Below are 13,898 nucleotides of genomic sequence, written 5' to 3'. Positions count from 1 at the left end.
TGGGCCGTCCGAGGTCGCTCGACAGCGGCCAAGGGCAACCAAGATCCCCGACAACACCCAGGGCAGGAAGAAATAATTATCCCTGTGCTGGGGGCGGTGGTGGTGGGCTGGCTTCGAGGCGCAGTTCCGAGTGGATCCGGGCCTGTGGTCTTGTCCGGGCTCGGTGGGCGAGGTCCTCGAAGTAGACCATCGCCTTGGTCGTCAGCTCGCGTTCTCGGTAGAAGTAGGGGGCCAGCACATCCCACATGTTCACGATGTTGGGCCCGTACGAGCCGATGATCAGCCGCGCCGCAGGGCCTCGTCGGGCAGGCTCCGGTATCCGGATTCCGGGGAGTGGTCCCGGGCCAGGTCCGAGCTGATGTACTCGATCGCGCGGGAGAACTCGGGCTGCCTGGTCTCTCGGAAGAGCTCCACCACGACGGGCAACACGTTTGAGTTGTTGGCGAGTCGAAGCTGCCGCGCGGATACGACTGCGGAGGTGGCGAGCGATATCACGGATATGGCCAGCGCCAACACGGTCGATGCCACAGAGAGGCTCATGGGTCGCAGGCTAGCCCCGTCCTCCGCTCACGAGTTGAGGGCATGACGTGGGCCGTGGCACCGAGGGAGCGGCGGCGGAGTGCTGTGTGGCACGATCTGCCGGGTGGAGTGGGTGACTCTCGTCGGGACGGGCCTCGGAGCGGTGCTCGGTGTCGGGGCGACGCTGGCCGGCGAGCAGTTGCGGTGGCGGCGATCCGTTCGGGACAGCAGGCTGCAGGACCGCCGGGACATGTACGTGGACTGTCTGGTCGCTCTCCGCCGGGCGCATGAGGCCATGCGGTTGGCCGCCGACGAGGACCACGTCGACCCGCAGACGAGGGCGGCCAGGATCCGGCAGGCCTTCCAGACGTCGGGGTGTGACGAAGCGCGTGAGCGGCTCATTCTCATGGCGGACGCCGAGGTATCGGACGCCATAGACGCTTCGTACCGCTCACTGCGCCGGGTCCGCGAAGCGCTGGCGTCCGGATGCACGGTGACTTCCGAGGAGTACCAGGCCGCCAGGCAGGCACACGGCGACGCGACCCGCGCGGCCCGCACGGTCCTCCGCCAGGACCTCACCGCCCTGGAGAGCTGACCGACTCCCGCACGGCCGCCCCGCCAGGCCGTCCCGTCCACAGGCTGCTCCCATGCCGCTGCCACTGATGCCGGGTCAGTCCGTCCCCGACCACGAGGTGTTCGCGGCGTTCGTCGCGCAGCTCAGCGAGGAGTACCGGCAGCGCGGGGACGAGGACGAGTGGGAGAACGCGACCTCGGGGCGGTTCCTCGAAGCGCTCAGTGCCTGGGTGGAGACCGGGCCCGGGTGGTACGAACGCCATGCGTGCGGTTCGGTGATCACCGCGTCGTGGGGGACGTCGTCGTCGCACACAGGCAGGAAGTGCTCGTCCGCCAATGGTCACGGCAGCAGCCCCTGCCCTCAGGGGAGGCAAGGGCAGGGGCTTTGCGTGCTGCTGGTGGTGCCGGGGTCAGTCCGTGCAGCCCGGGATCGGGTTCGGGACGCAGTTCGTGGGGATGTTGTGGGTGATGGTGGAGTCCGTGAGCGTGATCGGAACGTTCGTGCGGAGGCCGCCGGGCGCTGCCGTGGAGGCGTTGTTGCGGACGTAGCTGTGGTCGAGCGTGAGCAGACCGGAGTCGTTGAAGATGCCGCCGGCCTGGGTCGGGTTCGTGGTGGAGGTCCGGCCGTTCGCGCTGTTGCGGATGACCTTGCTGCCCTTGAGCTTGAGCACGCCGCTCGTCGTGGAGTTGTAGATGCCGCCTCCGTCGCCGCCCGGAGCCGCGACGACGTTGCCGCTGACCTCGGACTTGTCGAGCGTCAGGCCGGTCTCGTTCACGATCCCGCCGCCCGCGAAGCCGGTCGTGTTGTTCGCGATCTTGCTTTCGCTGATGTTCGTCGTTCCGCCGAAGTCGGCGAGACCGCCACCGCGGACGGTGGCCGTGTTGCGGCTGATGATGGTCGCGTGGATGGTGGCGGTGCCACCGTCCTGGTCGATGCCGCCGCCTTGGATCTGTGCGTGGTTGCGGCCGAACTCGGAGCCCTCCACGACCAGCGTGCCCTCGCTGAACAGCCCGCCGCCGACGGACGCGTTGTTGAACGCCACCCAGCTGCGCCGGATGACCGCCGTGCCGCTCGTGGCCACCGCGACACCGCCCCCGCTCACGCTGGCGGTGTTGTCGATCACGTCGACACCCGACAGCTTCAGCGCGCCCCCGCCGTCCACGAGGATGCCCCCGCCGTTGCCGGTGCCGGTGGTGGCGATGGTGGCGTTGCCGCCGCGGACGGTGAGGTCCTGCAGGCGGAGGTTGCCGCCGCTGAGGACATGGAAGATCCGGAACGCGGGGGTCGCGTTCCCGTCGCGGACGATCGTCGCGCCGTTGCCGCGGATCGTCAGCTCCTGGGAGATCGGCGGCAGGCCCTCACCGGTGCTGAAGGGGGTGGTCAGGTGGTAGGTGCAGTTACGGGCGAGGGACAAGGTCTCCCTCGGATCCGCGCCGACAATGGCGGCCGTCAGCGCGGCCGTGCTGCAGGAGACCGGTGTCGACGCGTCGTCGCCGGCAGCCGCCGGGCCCACCGACACGGACGTGAGAATCGCTGCCGCGGCCGCGGCCATGCTGGAGAGTCTGATGTATCGCATGACTCTGAGATGCGACATTCAAGAAGGGGTCGGTCAGATTAAATGACCCGATCACCCGGTCACGCCATGTGATTCCTTCGGTCGGCCCAGCCACCGCCGGAGTCTCACGGGACTTAGGAGTCCCATGGGTCTCACGGGTGCATCCGCGCCCCCTTGAGCACCTTGTCCACCGCGTTCCGCGGCCCGTAGACCGACAGCCCCACCACGTCCAGCTCCGCCGTGGGCACGGCCCGTACCGCCGCGCGGTTGTCGCGGTCGTTGCCGGTGGAGAACAGGTCCGCGGTGAAGAGGGCGCGGGGCAGGGCGCGGCTCAGGGCCCGGTCGTGGGCCGCCTTCAGCGTCTCCTTCGTGCCCTCGAAGACCAGTACCGGCTGCCGGAACATCGGCAGGTACGCCACCCCGTCCGCGTCCTCGTACGGCTCCCCGACCACCTCGGGGAGCGTGGCGCCGAGGCCGCTGACCAGGAACGCGGTGACGTTCAGCCGCTGCCAGGGCTCCAGGTCCGCGCGCAGCAGGACGGCGATCTTCGTGTCGAAACGGAGAGGTTCAGTGCTCATGGGACGAGACTGCCGAGCGTCGTACGACGCCGTCTTGTACGTTCTTTGCATGGCCGCCCGGCAGCCCGTCGCCCAGGAACTCCAAGGACTCCAGGAAGTCCAGGAAGCGCAGGAAGTCACCGCCTGGCGTCCGCGTGTCCCCGGTGTCACCGAGGTCTTCCACGCGCACTTCACCGAGTACGCCTATCCGATGCACGTGCATGACGCCTGGACGCTGCTCATCGTGGACGACGGCGCCGTACGCTACGACCTCGACCGGCACGAGCACGGCACCCCGGACGACACCGTGTCCCTGCTGCCCCCGCACGTCCCGCACAACGGCTCCCCGGCCACGGCGGCCGGCTTCCGCAAGCGGGTGGTCTATCTGGACGGGACGCTGCTCGGGGACGAGCTCATCGGCGCCGCCGTGGACGGGCCCGACCTGCGGGACCCGTTGCTGCGGCGCAGGGTCGGGCAGCTGCACTCCGCCCTCGCCCACCCCGGCGAGGAGCTGGCGGCGGAGAGCCGGCTCGCCCTGATCGGCGAGCGGCTGCGGGGCCTGCTCCGCCCCCGGCTCGTGGCCGAGCGGCCGGCCGACCCGGCCCTCGCCCGTGCCCTGCGCGAGCTGCTGGACGAGAGGGTCGCCGACGGGCTCGTCCTCGCGGAGGCCGCCCGGCTGCTGCACGCGCACCCCGCCCATCTGGTCCGGGCGTTCAGCGGCGCGTACGGCATCGCCCCGCACCAGTACCTGATGTCCCGCCGGGTCGGCCGGGCGCGCCGGCTGCTGCTCGACGGCGTGCCGCCCGGCGAGACGGCCACCGCCACCGGCTTCTACGACCAGGCGCACCTCACCCGGCACTTCAGGAAGCTGGTGGGGGTGACCCCGGGGCGCTATCGCGTGAGCAGCGCGCGGTACCTCACGTGACGTCGACGTAGTCGCCGGCGGAGGTCGCGCCGCCCGTGGTGGAGGTGGCGCCGAAGGTCCAGCGGTAGTAGCCGTCGGCGGACGCCTTGACCGTGGCCCGCAGGGCACCGGCGGAGTCCGCCCGCACGGTCTTCAGCGTGGTGTACGTGCCGCTGCCCTTCTTGCGGAACTGCAGCTTGGCCGCCTTGCCGCCGAAGCCGACGTACTTGTGCTTCACCCAGTCCGCGCGCGTGATCGCGCCCTTCACGGTGAGCGTCCCGCCCTTGGCCACCGGCTCGGGGGTGGCGTTGGCGGTGACCTTGGCGGCCCGCTGGACCTGCACGGTGCCGAGGCCGGTCAGGATCTCCTGGCTCTTCAGCCCGCTGCCCGACCAGATCTTCACGCCGGCCGCGATCTTCCAGGTCGTCGCGTCGTTGTCGGAGTCCAGCGTGGAGCGCGGCTCGATGGACAACTGGCCCCCGCAGTCGGCGGGCTGGGAGCCGTTGTCGCCGCAGCTCACACTGTCGAAGTAGATCCCGCCGTGCGCGGCGCCCTTGGCGGCCGTGGTGTCGTGGTAGAGGAACGGGAGCACCTGTGCGTCGGCGAGCTTGACGCCGGACGGCCAGGTCATCCGGAAGGTGAAGCCGGGCTTCACCGTCGCGCTGGTACCGACCACGACGGGCTTGCCGTTGTTCACGACCATCTTGGTCACCGTGATCCCGGTGTCGGCCGCCGCCGCGGACGGCACCGCGAACGCCCCCAGGGCCAGCGCCCCCACGAGCACCACTGCCGAGCCGGATGATCTGCCTGCGCGCATGCACACCTCTTCGAGAACGAGGAGAGAAGGTTGACCCCGGGTGATTCCCGGGGCTACGGCAGGCTAACAAGAACGGAGTTGGCGCTGCGCCGCGTACAGGTTCCGCGGCCGTACCGCGTCCCAGGTGCCGTACAGCTCCAGGCGGGAGTGCAGGTCACCGGTGAAGTCGGGTACGTCGGTCTGGTCGAAGTCGGTGACCGTGTTGAGGCCGACGGTCGCGGAGTACGGGGCGAGGCCGTCCAGCCTCATCAGGCCCGCGCGGCCGTTGGTGACCCGGACGTTCCAGTGGGTGAACCGGGCCCCGAACAGCGGCCCGGCGTTCGCGTCGCCGCCGTGCCGGCCGTTGTTGTCCACCGTGATGTCGGTGCGGACGTTCGCGAAGGGCAGACCGCGGTGCGAGTCGAAGGTGCCCATCCGCATGTCGCCGCGCGACCACACGTTGTACGACGACAGCCCCTCCACGTTGATGCCGTGGAGCTGGGTGTCGGACGGGGCCGGGACGGTGCGTTCCTCGATCGTGAAGTCCTCGATCAGGTTGTCGTGCGAGCCCTCGCGGCAGAAGTACGGGTGGTGTTCGCCCCGGCCGCCGACCCGGGTGCGGCGCAGGGTGCAGGCGGAGGCGGCGACCAGGCCGAAGCCGTTGTCGACGTTGCGGACCGTGACGTCGTCCACCCAGCAGTCGTAGGCGCACTGCAGGACGACCCCGTTGTAGCCCTTGTCGAGGAGGTGCGGGGACTGCGGGGTCTCCATGACGTCCAGGGTGAGGCCCTCGACGCCGGAGCCGGTGAGTTCACGGACGTGGGTGGTGAGCAGGGGGTTCCACTCGGGGCGCAGGTCGACCGGGAGCGGCCGCTCCAGCGTCACCCGCCGGCCGCGCACGGCCACGATCCGGACGGGCCATTCGTAGGGGACGTACGACAGCAGTTTGGTCTTGTCCTCCCAGTAGTACGACGCCGGGCCGGGGCCCCCGCCGGACATGTGCTGGAGGAGGGTGTGGGCGGGGTCGTCGGCGACGCGGAGCAGCACCAGGCGGCCGGGGCGCAGGCGGGCGGGGTCGGTGACGGTGACCGTACGGTCGCCCTGGCGGGCGGGCGCGAGAGGGGTCAACTCCTCCCATGCGTCGCGCTTGTTGCCGGTCCAGCCCTCGAACGGCCAGGCCTGCGCCCTGATCGCGGCCGTCAGCGAGTCCCAACGGGCCTTCGGCGCCAGCCAGATGAGGCCGCCCGCCCAGGACCACGCCGACTTGGTGCCGCCGTAGCGGGAGCCGTAGGGGCCGATCAGCTCTGTGAGGTTCTTCGTCGCGTACAGGGTCGTACGGCCGCTGCCGGCGCCGCGCAGCACCACGTTGTCGTAGCCGATCAGGATCAGGCCGTCGATCCGGAAGGTGCCGGGCGGGATGGTGACCGTGCCACCGCCGGCCCTGGCGGCAGCGGCGATGGCACGGTTGATCGCGGGGGCGCAGTCGGTGACGCCGTCGGCCACCGCGCCGTACGCGCGGACGTCTGCCACCACCGGGAGGCGGCGGATCCGGGCGGCTCCGGCCCGGCCGACGTACGGGATCTGCGGGTGGGTGAAGGGGGTGCGGGTGAACTCCCGCCACAGGGTGGGGACTTGGTTGTCGGAGGCGTGGGCCGTGCCACCGCCCGCCACTGCGGTCGCGGCCACCGCCGTGGCGCCGGCGAGCAGGGTCCGTCTGGTCATGCCGTGGTGAGCGGTACTCATTCCGTACGTCCTTCCATGCGAGTGAGTCATGGATGTGAACGACGTTCAGATCTGCGTCGAGCGTGAGCATGCCACGGCGGCGAAGTACTTCGAAAGAGTCGTGCAGAGGTCAGTCAGCAGAGCGTTCGATCAGATGGGTGAACGCGTCCAGATTCCGCGTCGGCTCGCCCCGGGCCACCCGCCACGCGTACTCCTTGCGGATCGCGGAGGCGAAGCCCAGCTCCAGGAGGGTGTTGAAGGCGCCGTCGGCCGCCTCCAGGACCTGGCCGAGCAGGCGGTCGAGATCGTCGGGGGTGACGGAGGCGAGCGGGAGCCTGGCGGTGACATAGACGTCACCGAGGCGGTCGACGGCGTAACTCACCCCGTACAGCTTGAGGTTGCGCTCCAGGAGCCAGCGGTGGACGGCCGGTTCGTTCTCGTCGGGGTGCCGGACGACGAAGGCGTTGAGGGAGAGCGAGTGCCGGCCGACGAGCAGCGAGACGGTCGTCTTCAGCTTGCGGGTGCCGGGGAGCTGCACGACGAAGTTGCCGGGCTCGGGGCTCTCCCACTCCAGTTCGGCGTCCTTCAGGACACCCTCGATGACCTGCGCGGCCTGCCGTTCCTGTGGAGCTTCACCCATGGAGCGAGCGTACGCGACGGCGGTGGGACTGGGTCGCGGCCAGGTAGACGTCGGCGGTGGCGGCGGCGGCCGTGTCCCAGCCGAAGCACTGGGCGTGCCGGGCGGCGGCACTGCCGAAACGGTCCGCCAGGGTCGCGTCGTCGGCGAAACGGCGCAGCACGCGCGCGTAGTCGGCGGGATCGTGGCCGCCCACCAGGAAGCCGGTCTCGCCGTCCCGCACGGCCACCGGCAGCCCGCCGACGGAGGCCGCGAGCACCGGCGTCCCCGCCGCCTGCGCCTCTATCGCCACCAGGCCGAAGGACTCGCTGTAGGAGGGCATGACGAGGACCGAGGCGGCACGGAACCAGTCCGCGAGCTGTTCCTGGCCCACGGGCGGACGGAACCGCACGACGTCCGCGATGCCGAGCCGCGCGGCCAGCTTCTGCAGCCCCTCCGGCTTGGCGAGGCCGCTGCCGCTGGGGCCGCCGACGATCGGTACGACGATCCGGGAGCGCAGTTCGGGGCGCTCGTCGAGGAGGACGGCGACGGCCCGGAGCAGGACGTCGGGGGCCTTCAGGGGCTGGATACGGCCCGCGAAGAGCGGGATCAGGGCGTCCTGGGGGAGGTCGAGGCGGGCCCGGGCGGCTTTTCGTCCGTCCGCCGGGCGGAACCGGTCGAGGTTCACGCCGGGGTGGACGACGGCGACCTTCGCGGGGTCGGCCGCGTAGTGCCGTACCAGCTCGTCGGCCTCTTCGGCGGTGTTCGCGATGAGCCGGTCGGCCGCCGAGACGATCTGGGTCTCGCCGATGACCCGGGCGGCGGGCTCGGGGGTGTCGCCGTCGGCCAGGTTGGCGTTCTTGACCTTGGCCATGGTGTGCATGGCGTGTACGAGGGGGACGCCCCAGCGCTGGGCGGCGAGCCAGCCGACGTGGCCGGAGAGCCAGTAGTGCGAGTGGACGAGGTCGTAGTGGCCGGGGCGGTGGCCGGCCCACGCCTGCATCACGCCGTGCGTGAAGGCGCACAGCTGGGCCGGGAGTTCCTCCTTGGCGAGGCCCTCGTACGGTCCCGCGTCTATGTGCCGGACGAGGACGCCGGGGGCGAGTTCGACGGTGCACGGGAGGCCGCCGGAGGTGGCCCGGGTGAAGATCTCGACCTCTATGTTGATCGCGGCGAGGCGCTGCGCGAGCTCCACGATGTAGACGTTCATGCCGCCGGCGTCGCCGGTGCCGGGCTGGTGGAGCGGTGAGGTGTGCACGGAGAGCATCGCGACGCGGCGGGGGCGGCGGGGCCGCAGGAGCCGGCCGGCAGCCGACGGGGAGCGGCGCACGAGCCTGCTGGCGTACTGGCTCACGTGGCGGTCCTCCTTTGTGCGGGCATGCCGTCGGGAGGGCATCGAGTGTCCTCCAGGGTGGAAACAGCGGAGGCACTGGTTCCCATTCCGGGGGTGGGTGATTTTGCCGGGACATTACCTTGGGTCGCTCAACCGTTCGAGGGTGGGATGCGTGGGGTGGCTTGGGGCCGAGGGTCGGGTGCGGGTGGGTGGGGGCTGAGCGCGCCCACGCGGCGGTAGCCGCATATCGACACAGCCCCGCGCCCCTTACGGGGCGCTTTACTCTCGTAGGCATGAATGCCCGCGCCGCTGCCCGCCCCGTGGGAACGGTGACGCGCGGGACCACCAACCCCAACCGGCTGCGTCGTATGGACCGCTGGATCGCCGCCACGCACGGGGCCGAGCTGCGCCGCGCGGAGGACCCCGTCGCGGTCGACCTCGGGTACGGGGCGTCACCCTGGACCGCCGTCGAACTCCTCGGCAGACTCCGTACCGTCGCGCCGCGTGCGCGGGTCGTCGGGGTGGAGATCGAGCCCGCGCGGGTCGCGGCGGCGAAGCCGTACGAGCGGGAGGGGCTCGACTTCCGGCACGGCGGGTTCGAGATCCCGGTCGCCGCGCGGCCGTTGCTCATCCGCGCGGCCAACGTGCTGCGGCAGTACGACGAGAGCGAGGTCGCCGCCGTCTGGGAGCGGCTGTGCGCGCGGCTGGCGCCGGGCGGGCTGCTGGTGGAGGGGACCTGTGACGAGATCGGACGGCGGCACGTGTGGGTCGCGCTCGGCGCGGAGGGGCCGCGGACGGTGACCTTCGCCACCCGGCTCGGCTCCCTGGAGCACCCCTCGGACCTGGCCGAACGGCTGCCGAAGGCGCTCATCCACCGCAATGTGCCGGGCGAGCCGGTGCACGCGTTCCTGCGGGACTTCGACCGCGCCTGGGCGGCGGCCGCGCCCTACGCGTCGTACGGCGCCCGGCAGCGGTGGATCCGGGCGGTGCGGGATCTGACGGCCGACTGGCCGGTGACGGACTCGCCGGCGCGCTGGCGGCAGGGGGAAGTGACGGTGGCGTGGGGGGCGTTGGCGCCGGCGGCCTGACGGGACCCCGGGGAGGGCGGGCCGGGGAACGATCTCGGTGAGTCGTACGTCACAAAGGCGGGGAGATCGTCATGTCCGGGGGGAAACCGGGGAGGAACCCACCTGCCGTTACCTCTGTCACTTTGCGACGCGGCGTGGCACGATCCTCCACGTATCGTAAGTTACTGACGGTTAATCAGTTTTGGGGGGTCGGGTCATGGGACCGGACAAGCACACCGTCCGGCCGGGTGGACGCGGGATCCTGGCGACGGCGGTGACGGTGGTCTGCGCGGTGACCGTACTGGCGGCACCCGGTACGGCGTTCGCGGCACCGAGCCCCTCCCCCTCCCCGAGCGCGTCGACCTCCTCGGGCGCATCGACCTCCCCGAGCCCCTCCGCTTCCCCGTCCGTGACTCTCCCGCCGGACAAGGACCTTGAGGCCGTGCGGGACAAACTGGACAGGCTCTACCATGACGCGGCCGTCGCCACCGACGCGTACAACGCGGCCGAGGAGGCCGCCGCGAAGCAGTCCGCCGAGATCGTCGAGCTGGCGAAGAAGATCGTCCAGGGGCAGCGGAAGCTGGACGGGCTGAAGGCGCGCGCGGGCCGGGCGGCCGCCGCCCAGTACCGCACCGGCGGACTGCCGGACACCGCCCAGCTGCTGCTGAGCGACAACCCCTCGCAGTTCCTGGACGGGGCCGGGCGGGTGCTCCAGGGCGAGCGGGCCACCAAGGGCCTGATCAGGGAACTGACCCAGACCCAGCAGGACTTGAAGCAGTACGCGGCGGACGCGGCCGACCAGTGGAACAAGCTGGAGACGGGCCGCAAGGCGAAGGCCGCCGCGAAGAAGAAGATCAAGCAGCGCATCGCCGCCGCCGAGAAGCTCGAGTCGACCCTGGAGAAGAAGCAGAAGGAGCGCCTCGCCGAGCTGGAGCGGGAGGCCGCCTACCAGGCACAGACCGCCTGGCTGGACACCGGGATACTCGACGAGATCCACACCAAGGCGTCCGCGGCGGGCAAGAAGGCGGTCGCGTTCGCCACCGCCCAGATCGGCAAGCCGTACGTGTGGGGCGCGGAGGGCCCGGACTCGTACGACTGCTCCGGACTGACCTCGCAGGCCTGGGCGAGCGCCGGGCAGCCGATCCCGCGCACCTCCGAGGAGCAGTGGAAGCAGCTCCGGCACATCGACGTGAAGGACATGCGCCCCGGCGACCTGATCATCTACTACGACGACGCCAGCCATGTGGCGCTGTACATCGGGGACGGCGCGATCATCCAAGCCCCGCGCCCGGGACGGACGGTGTCGATCGCCGGCGCCGGCTCGATGCCGATCCTCGGGGTGGTCCGGCCGGACGCCTGAGCGTTCCCCGTGCACGCTCCCTCGCGGACGACCCGTTTGACTGTGATATCCCTTTCGATATCCCTTTCGTGAGCTGCGCCATGTGACCCAGTGCACGCCAACATCCTTTGAAACCCGGGCGGCGCGTGACCTTCGTCATTCCCGCGGGGCGGCCCTCTTGCCCAACTGCGGTACGGCACGCGGCATATGCCAGAGGCCTGAGACAGGGCGACGTGGCTCACACCATTCCGTTGCGGTGGCCAGTACCGCTATGGTCCCCGTCTGGTGGGTCGAGGTCCCTCGCCCCGCCGTGCCCTCGGGGGGAGGGAAGGAACCCGACACGATGCCCGTACCCGTACCGCGGCAGAGAGCGATCCCGGCCGTGGAGAGTGGTCAGGCGCCGGCCGCCGCGCCCGCACAGGGCGGCGGCCCCCTCAAGGAAGAGGCCCACCGCACGGAAGCCGCCGTCGCCCACGCCGGCGGCACCACTCTCACCCTGCTGCTGATCGAGGACGATCCGGCCGGTTCTCCCGTCCTGCCCGAGTTGCGGGACGCGTCCGGCACCTCGATCCGCGTCCGCACCGCCCGCAACCTCACCGAGGCCGAGCGGCTGCTGACCGACGACGTCCACTGCATCCTGCTGGACCTGGCGCTCCCGGCGCCGGGCGGCCGGAACGAGGAGGACGAGCTCGCCGTGCTCAAGCACGTGCTCCAGATCGCCCCCCGGCACGCCGTGCTCGCGCTCACCACCTCCGGTGACGCCGAGCGCGGCACCGAGGCGGTGCGCGTCGGCGCGCAGGACTACCTCTTCCGGGACGAACTGGACGGACGGCTGCTGAGCCGCGCCATCCGGTACGCCGTCGAGCGCAAACGTTCCCTCACGGCCGAGCGCAAGCTCGCGGAGGGACGCGTGCGCGCCCAGGAGAACCGCCGCCTGGAACGCGGCCTGCTGCCCACGCCCCTGCTGGACGGCTCCTCGCTGCGCTTCGCCGCGCGCTACCGCCCCGGCCGCTCCCGCGCGCTGCTCGGCGGCGACTTCTACGACACCGTGCGCACACCCGACGGGACCGTGCACGCGATGATCGGCGACGTCTGCGGGCACGGCCCGGACGAGGCCGCGCTCGGCGTGGAGCTGCGGATCGCCTGGCGGGCGCTGACCCTGGCGGGGCTGTGCGGGGACGAGCTGCTCGGCACCCTGCAGGAGGTCCTTGAGCACGAGCGCTCCGACGAGGAGATCTTCGCGACGCTCTGCACGGTGGACATAGCGCCGGACGGGCGCCGGGCCGGGCTGTGCCTGGCCGGTCATCCCGCACCGCTGGTCGCCCGGCCCGGACGGCCGGCCGAGCTGCTGCCGTACGACAACAACGGGCCGGCGCTGGGGCTGCTGAAGGGGGCCCGCTGGCCGCGGATGCAGGTGGAGCTGGGCGCCGAGTGGAGCCTGATGCTCTACACCGACGGGCTGATCGAGGGCCGGGTGGGCTCGGGCGGCGAGCGGCTCGGTCAGGACGGGATGGTCGAGATGGTGCGGCGGCAGCTGGCCTCCGGGCTGACCGGGGAGGCGCTGCTGCGGGCGGCCGTGAACGAGGTGCGGCAGCTCAATGGGGGCGAGCTGACGGATGACGTGGCCGTGGTGCTGCTGGACCGGGGGTTGTGATCGGCCGCGTGCCGTAGGGTTCGGCCGCTCGCCGTGGGGGTTCGGCCGCGTGCCCGGCGTGCGGTTCGTCGTGGCTGGTCGCGCAGTTCCCCGCGCCCCTTCGGGGCGCGCCGACCGGGCGCGTCCCGGTGATCCGGTCAGCGGCCGCCGTTGTACGGGCCGTACGGGCCGTCGCTGCTGCTTCCGCGGCCGCGGCGGCCGAAGCCGCCGCCGGAGACCTGGCGGAGGGCAGGGCGGACGTCGACGAAGAAGACGATCGTGGCGACCAGGCCGGCGAGCTGGAGGAAGAGCATCGGGACCAGCAGGTTCACCACGACCGTGATGCCGAGGATGATCAGCCAGAAACCCTTGTTCTGCTTGCTGGCGGCCCGGTAGGCGTCGTCCCGGAAGAGCGCGGCCATCACCAGCGCCACCACGGCGAGGACCAGCATCGCGAGGTAGAGCAGCCCCAGGAAACTTGTGAAGCCCTGCATCAGCACAACGTCCACCACCCGATTCGGCTTGTTCCTACGCGGTCACCGTACCCGCTGGGGCCTTCCCGCTACACCGACAACGGGCCGGGCACCTCGGAAGTGCCCGGCCCGTGCGCGCTGCCACCCGTGCGGTTACTTGGCCGGCGGGGTGGTCTTCTTGGCCGGGGTGGCCTTGCGCGGGGCCGGGGCCTTCTTGGCGACCGGGGCCTTCTTCACCGCGACCGGCTTGGCCTCGGCGGCCTTCGGCTCGTCCGTCTTCTTCTCCTCGGCCTTGACCACGACCGGCTCGGGCTTGCCCTCGACGGCGATGGCCAGGTCCTCGATCTCGTCGGCGGCCTCGCCGCGCCAGGTCTTCACGGCCTGCTCGCCGTGCTCGGCGACCTTCTCGTAGGTCTCGCGGGCCTTGACGGCGTACTCGGCGGCCACGCCGACCTGGCGCAGCGCGAAGTCCTGGGCGGACTCGCCGAGCTTCTTGAGGTCACCGTCGAGGGAGACGATGAAGTCGTTGACCTTGGACTGGAGGCTGGCCTGCGCCTCCTTGGCCTTCACGCCGGCCTCCTTGGCACGGGCGGCGGCCTTCTCCTGGACGGCCTTCGGGTCGGTCTTGCGGACCGCCTCGATACGGGCCGGGGCCTCGGAGCGCAGCTGCTCGACCAGGCCGGGGACCTTCTTGGCCTGCTGAAGGGCCAGGTCGGCGGTGCCGGCGGCGAAGTAGAGCGGAGTCGGGTCGCTGAGGGTCTTGCGCAGGTCGTCGGTGATGGCCATGGTGATGGTCCTCCCGGATTCACG

General features: G+C 71.2%; 15 protein-coding genes. 5 read left to right on the top strand and 10 right to left on the bottom strand.

Annotated elements, in window-relative coordinates; translation table 11 throughout:
- Window positions 1-76 precede the first annotated feature (76 nt).
- Both ACGFZS_RS38260 and ACGFZS_RS38255 read right to left on the bottom strand, forming a co-directional pair.
- Window positions 77-247: a hypothetical protein gene (locus ACGFZS_RS38260; protein ID WP_393798971.1), complete on the bottom strand. Its 171-nt coding sequence runs from the start codon at window positions 245-247 to the stop codon at window positions 77-79.
- Window positions 248-279: 32 nt separating this feature from the next.
- Window positions 280-540, bottom strand: a complete 261-nt coding sequence (locus tag ACGFZS_RS38255) for a hypothetical protein (RefSeq protein ID WP_393798970.1) — start codon at window positions 538-540, stop codon at window positions 280-282.
- Window positions 541-643: 103 nt separating this feature from the next.
- Here ACGFZS_RS38255 and ACGFZS_RS38250 point away from each other — a divergent pair, with 103 nt between their 5' ends.
- The gene (locus ACGFZS_RS38250) at window positions 644-1,114 is read left to right on the top strand and encodes a hypothetical protein (protein WP_393798969.1); all 471 of its coding nucleotides are present in this window, start codon (window positions 644-646) and stop codon (window positions 1,112-1,114) included.
- A gap of 388 nt (window positions 1,115-1,502) precedes the next feature.
- Here ACGFZS_RS38250 and ACGFZS_RS38245 read toward each other — a convergent pair whose 3' ends face one another.
- Window positions 1,503-2,669: a hypothetical protein gene (locus ACGFZS_RS38245; RefSeq protein ID WP_393798968.1), complete on the bottom strand. Its 1,167-nt coding sequence runs from the start codon at window positions 2,667-2,669 to the stop codon at window positions 1,503-1,505.
- 131 nt (window positions 2,670-2,800) lie between these two features.
- On the bottom strand, window positions 2,801-3,277 hold the full coding sequence (locus tag ACGFZS_RS38240; RefSeq protein ID WP_393798967.1) for a DUF2000 family protein: 477 nt from the start codon (window positions 3,275-3,277) through the stop codon (window positions 2,801-2,803).
- Between ACGFZS_RS38240 and ACGFZS_RS38235 the strand changes: the two genes are divergently transcribed.
- Window positions 3,276-4,130 (top strand): AraC family transcriptional regulator, encoded by an 855-nt coding sequence (locus ACGFZS_RS38235; RefSeq protein ID WP_393798966.1) that lies wholly within the window; start codon window positions 3,276-3,278, stop codon window positions 4,128-4,130. The genes ACGFZS_RS38240 and ACGFZS_RS38235 overlap by 2 nt on opposite strands.
- Here the strand turns inward: ACGFZS_RS38235 and ACGFZS_RS38230 are convergent.
- The 4 genes from ACGFZS_RS38230 to mshA all read right to left on the bottom strand — a co-directional run bounded on the left by ACGFZS_RS38230 (window position 4,123) and on the right by mshA (window position 8,597).
- Complete coding sequence (locus ACGFZS_RS38230) at window positions 4,123-4,926, bottom strand: hypothetical protein (RefSeq protein WP_393798965.1); 804 nt, start codon at window positions 4,924-4,926, stop codon at window positions 4,123-4,125. The two genes, ACGFZS_RS38235 and ACGFZS_RS38230, sit on opposite strands and share 8 nt — an antisense overlap.
- Before the next feature lie 63 nt (window positions 4,927-4,989).
- On the bottom strand, window positions 4,990-6,648 hold the full coding sequence (locus tag ACGFZS_RS38225; protein ID WP_393798964.1) for a glycosyl hydrolase family 28-related protein: 1,659 nt from the start codon (window positions 6,646-6,648) through the stop codon (window positions 4,990-4,992).
- Window positions 6,649-6,757: 109 nt separating this feature from the next.
- Window positions 6,758-7,267 carry a YbjN domain-containing protein gene (locus ACGFZS_RS38220; RefSeq protein WP_393798963.1) on the bottom strand — a complete coding sequence of 170 codons (510 nt, stop codon included), beginning with the start codon at window positions 7,265-7,267 and terminating at the stop codon, window positions 6,758-6,760.
- Window positions 7,260-8,597 (bottom strand): D-inositol-3-phosphate glycosyltransferase, encoded by a 1,338-nt coding sequence (gene mshA, locus ACGFZS_RS38215; protein ID WP_393665491.1) that lies wholly within the window; start codon window positions 8,595-8,597, stop codon window positions 7,260-7,262. The genes ACGFZS_RS38220 and mshA overlap by 8 nt, the downstream gene beginning before the upstream one ends.
- 272 nt (window positions 8,598-8,869) lie before the next feature.
- On the opposite strand from mshA, the gene ACGFZS_RS38210 reads away from it, so the two are divergent.
- The 3 genes from ACGFZS_RS38210 (at window position 8,870) to ACGFZS_RS38200 (ending at window position 12,636) form a co-directional block, all read left to right on the top strand.
- Window positions 8,870-9,664: a class I SAM-dependent methyltransferase gene (locus ACGFZS_RS38210; RefSeq protein ID WP_393798962.1), complete on the top strand. Its 795-nt coding sequence runs from the start codon at window positions 8,870-8,872 to the stop codon at window positions 9,662-9,664.
- Window positions 9,665-9,860: 196 nt separating this feature from the next.
- A complete protein-coding gene (locus tag ACGFZS_RS38205; RefSeq protein WP_393798961.1) occupies window positions 9,861-11,003 on the top strand; it encodes a C40 family peptidase in 1,143 nt (380 codons plus the stop codon).
- Window positions 11,004-11,325: 322 nt separating this feature from the next.
- Window positions 11,326-12,636 (top strand): PP2C family protein-serine/threonine phosphatase, encoded by a 1,311-nt coding sequence (locus ACGFZS_RS38200; protein ID WP_393798960.1) that lies wholly within the window; start codon window positions 11,326-11,328, stop codon window positions 12,634-12,636.
- 137 nt (window positions 12,637-12,773) lie between these two features.
- Here the strand turns inward: ACGFZS_RS38200 and ACGFZS_RS38195 are convergent, their stop codons facing one another.
- Both ACGFZS_RS38195 and ACGFZS_RS38190 read right to left on the bottom strand, forming a co-directional pair.
- On the bottom strand, window positions 12,774-13,109 hold the full coding sequence (locus tag ACGFZS_RS38195; protein ID WP_393665499.1) for a DUF2516 family protein: 336 nt from the start codon (window positions 13,107-13,109) through the stop codon (window positions 12,774-12,776).
- 132 nt (window positions 13,110-13,241) lie between these two features.
- A complete protein-coding gene (locus tag ACGFZS_RS38190) occupies window positions 13,242-13,874 on the bottom strand; it encodes a hypothetical protein (protein ID WP_393798959.1) in 633 nt (210 codons plus the stop codon).
- Between the last annotated feature and the right edge of the window lie 24 nt (window positions 13,875-13,898).

The sequence above is a fragment of the Streptomyces sp. NPDC048288 genome (assembly GCF_043201555.1).
Taxonomy (GTDB): Bacteria; Actinomycetota; Actinomycetes; order Streptomycetales; family Streptomycetaceae; genus Streptomyces.
Note: the sequence above shows the minus strand (reverse complement) of the source record. Positions and strands in the feature narration are given on the sequence as shown.

What these genes read in the sequence shown, in the direction of transcription:
- ACGFZS_RS38240 (WP_393798967.1), bottom strand. Translation starts at nt 3,277, where the DNA reads ATGCAAAGAACGTACAAGACGGCGTCGTACGACGCTCGGCAGTCTCGT.
- ACGFZS_RS38255 (WP_393798970.1), bottom strand. Translation starts at nt 540, where the DNA reads ATGAGCCTCTCTGTGGCATCGACCGTGTTGGCGCTGGCCATATCCGTG.
- ACGFZS_RS38220 (WP_393798963.1), bottom strand. Translation starts at nt 7,267, where the DNA reads ATGGGTGAAGCTCCACAGGAACGGCAGGCCGCGCAGGTCATCGAGGGT.
- ACGFZS_RS38260 (WP_393798971.1), bottom strand. Translation starts at nt 247, where the DNA reads ATGTGGGATGTGCTGGCCCCCTACTTCTACCGAGAACGCGAGCTGACG.
- ACGFZS_RS38195 (WP_393665499.1), bottom strand. Translation starts at nt 13,109, where the DNA reads ATGCAGGGCTTCACAAGTTTCCTGGGGCTGCTCTACCTCGCGATGCTG.
- ACGFZS_RS38235 (WP_393798966.1), top strand. Translation starts at nt 3,276, where the DNA reads ATGGCCGCCCGGCAGCCCGTCGCCCAGGAACTCCAAGGACTCCAGGAA.
- ACGFZS_RS38190 (WP_393798959.1), bottom strand. Translation starts at nt 13,874, where the DNA reads ATGGCCATCACCGACGACCTGCGCAAGACCCTCAGCGACCCGACTCCG.
- ACGFZS_RS38205 (WP_393798961.1), top strand. Translation starts at nt 9,861, where the DNA reads ATGGGACCGGACAAGCACACCGTCCGGCCGGGTGGACGCGGGATCCTG.
- ACGFZS_RS38225 (WP_393798964.1), bottom strand. Translation starts at nt 6,648, where the DNA reads ATGAGTACCGCTCACCACGGCATGACCAGACGGACCCTGCTCGCCGGC.
- ACGFZS_RS38230 (WP_393798965.1), bottom strand. Translation starts at nt 4,926, where the DNA reads ATGCGCGCAGGCAGATCATCCGGCTCGGCAGTGGTGCTCGTGGGGGCG.
- ACGFZS_RS38245 (WP_393798968.1), bottom strand. Translation starts at nt 2,669, where the DNA reads ATGCGATACATCAGACTCTCCAGCATGGCCGCGGCCGCGGCAGCGATT.
- ACGFZS_RS38200 (WP_393798960.1), top strand. Translation starts at nt 11,326, where the DNA reads ATGCCCGTACCCGTACCGCGGCAGAGAGCGATCCCGGCCGTGGAGAGT.
- ACGFZS_RS38210 (WP_393798962.1), top strand. Translation starts at nt 8,870, where the DNA reads ATGAATGCCCGCGCCGCTGCCCGCCCCGTGGGAACGGTGACGCGCGGG.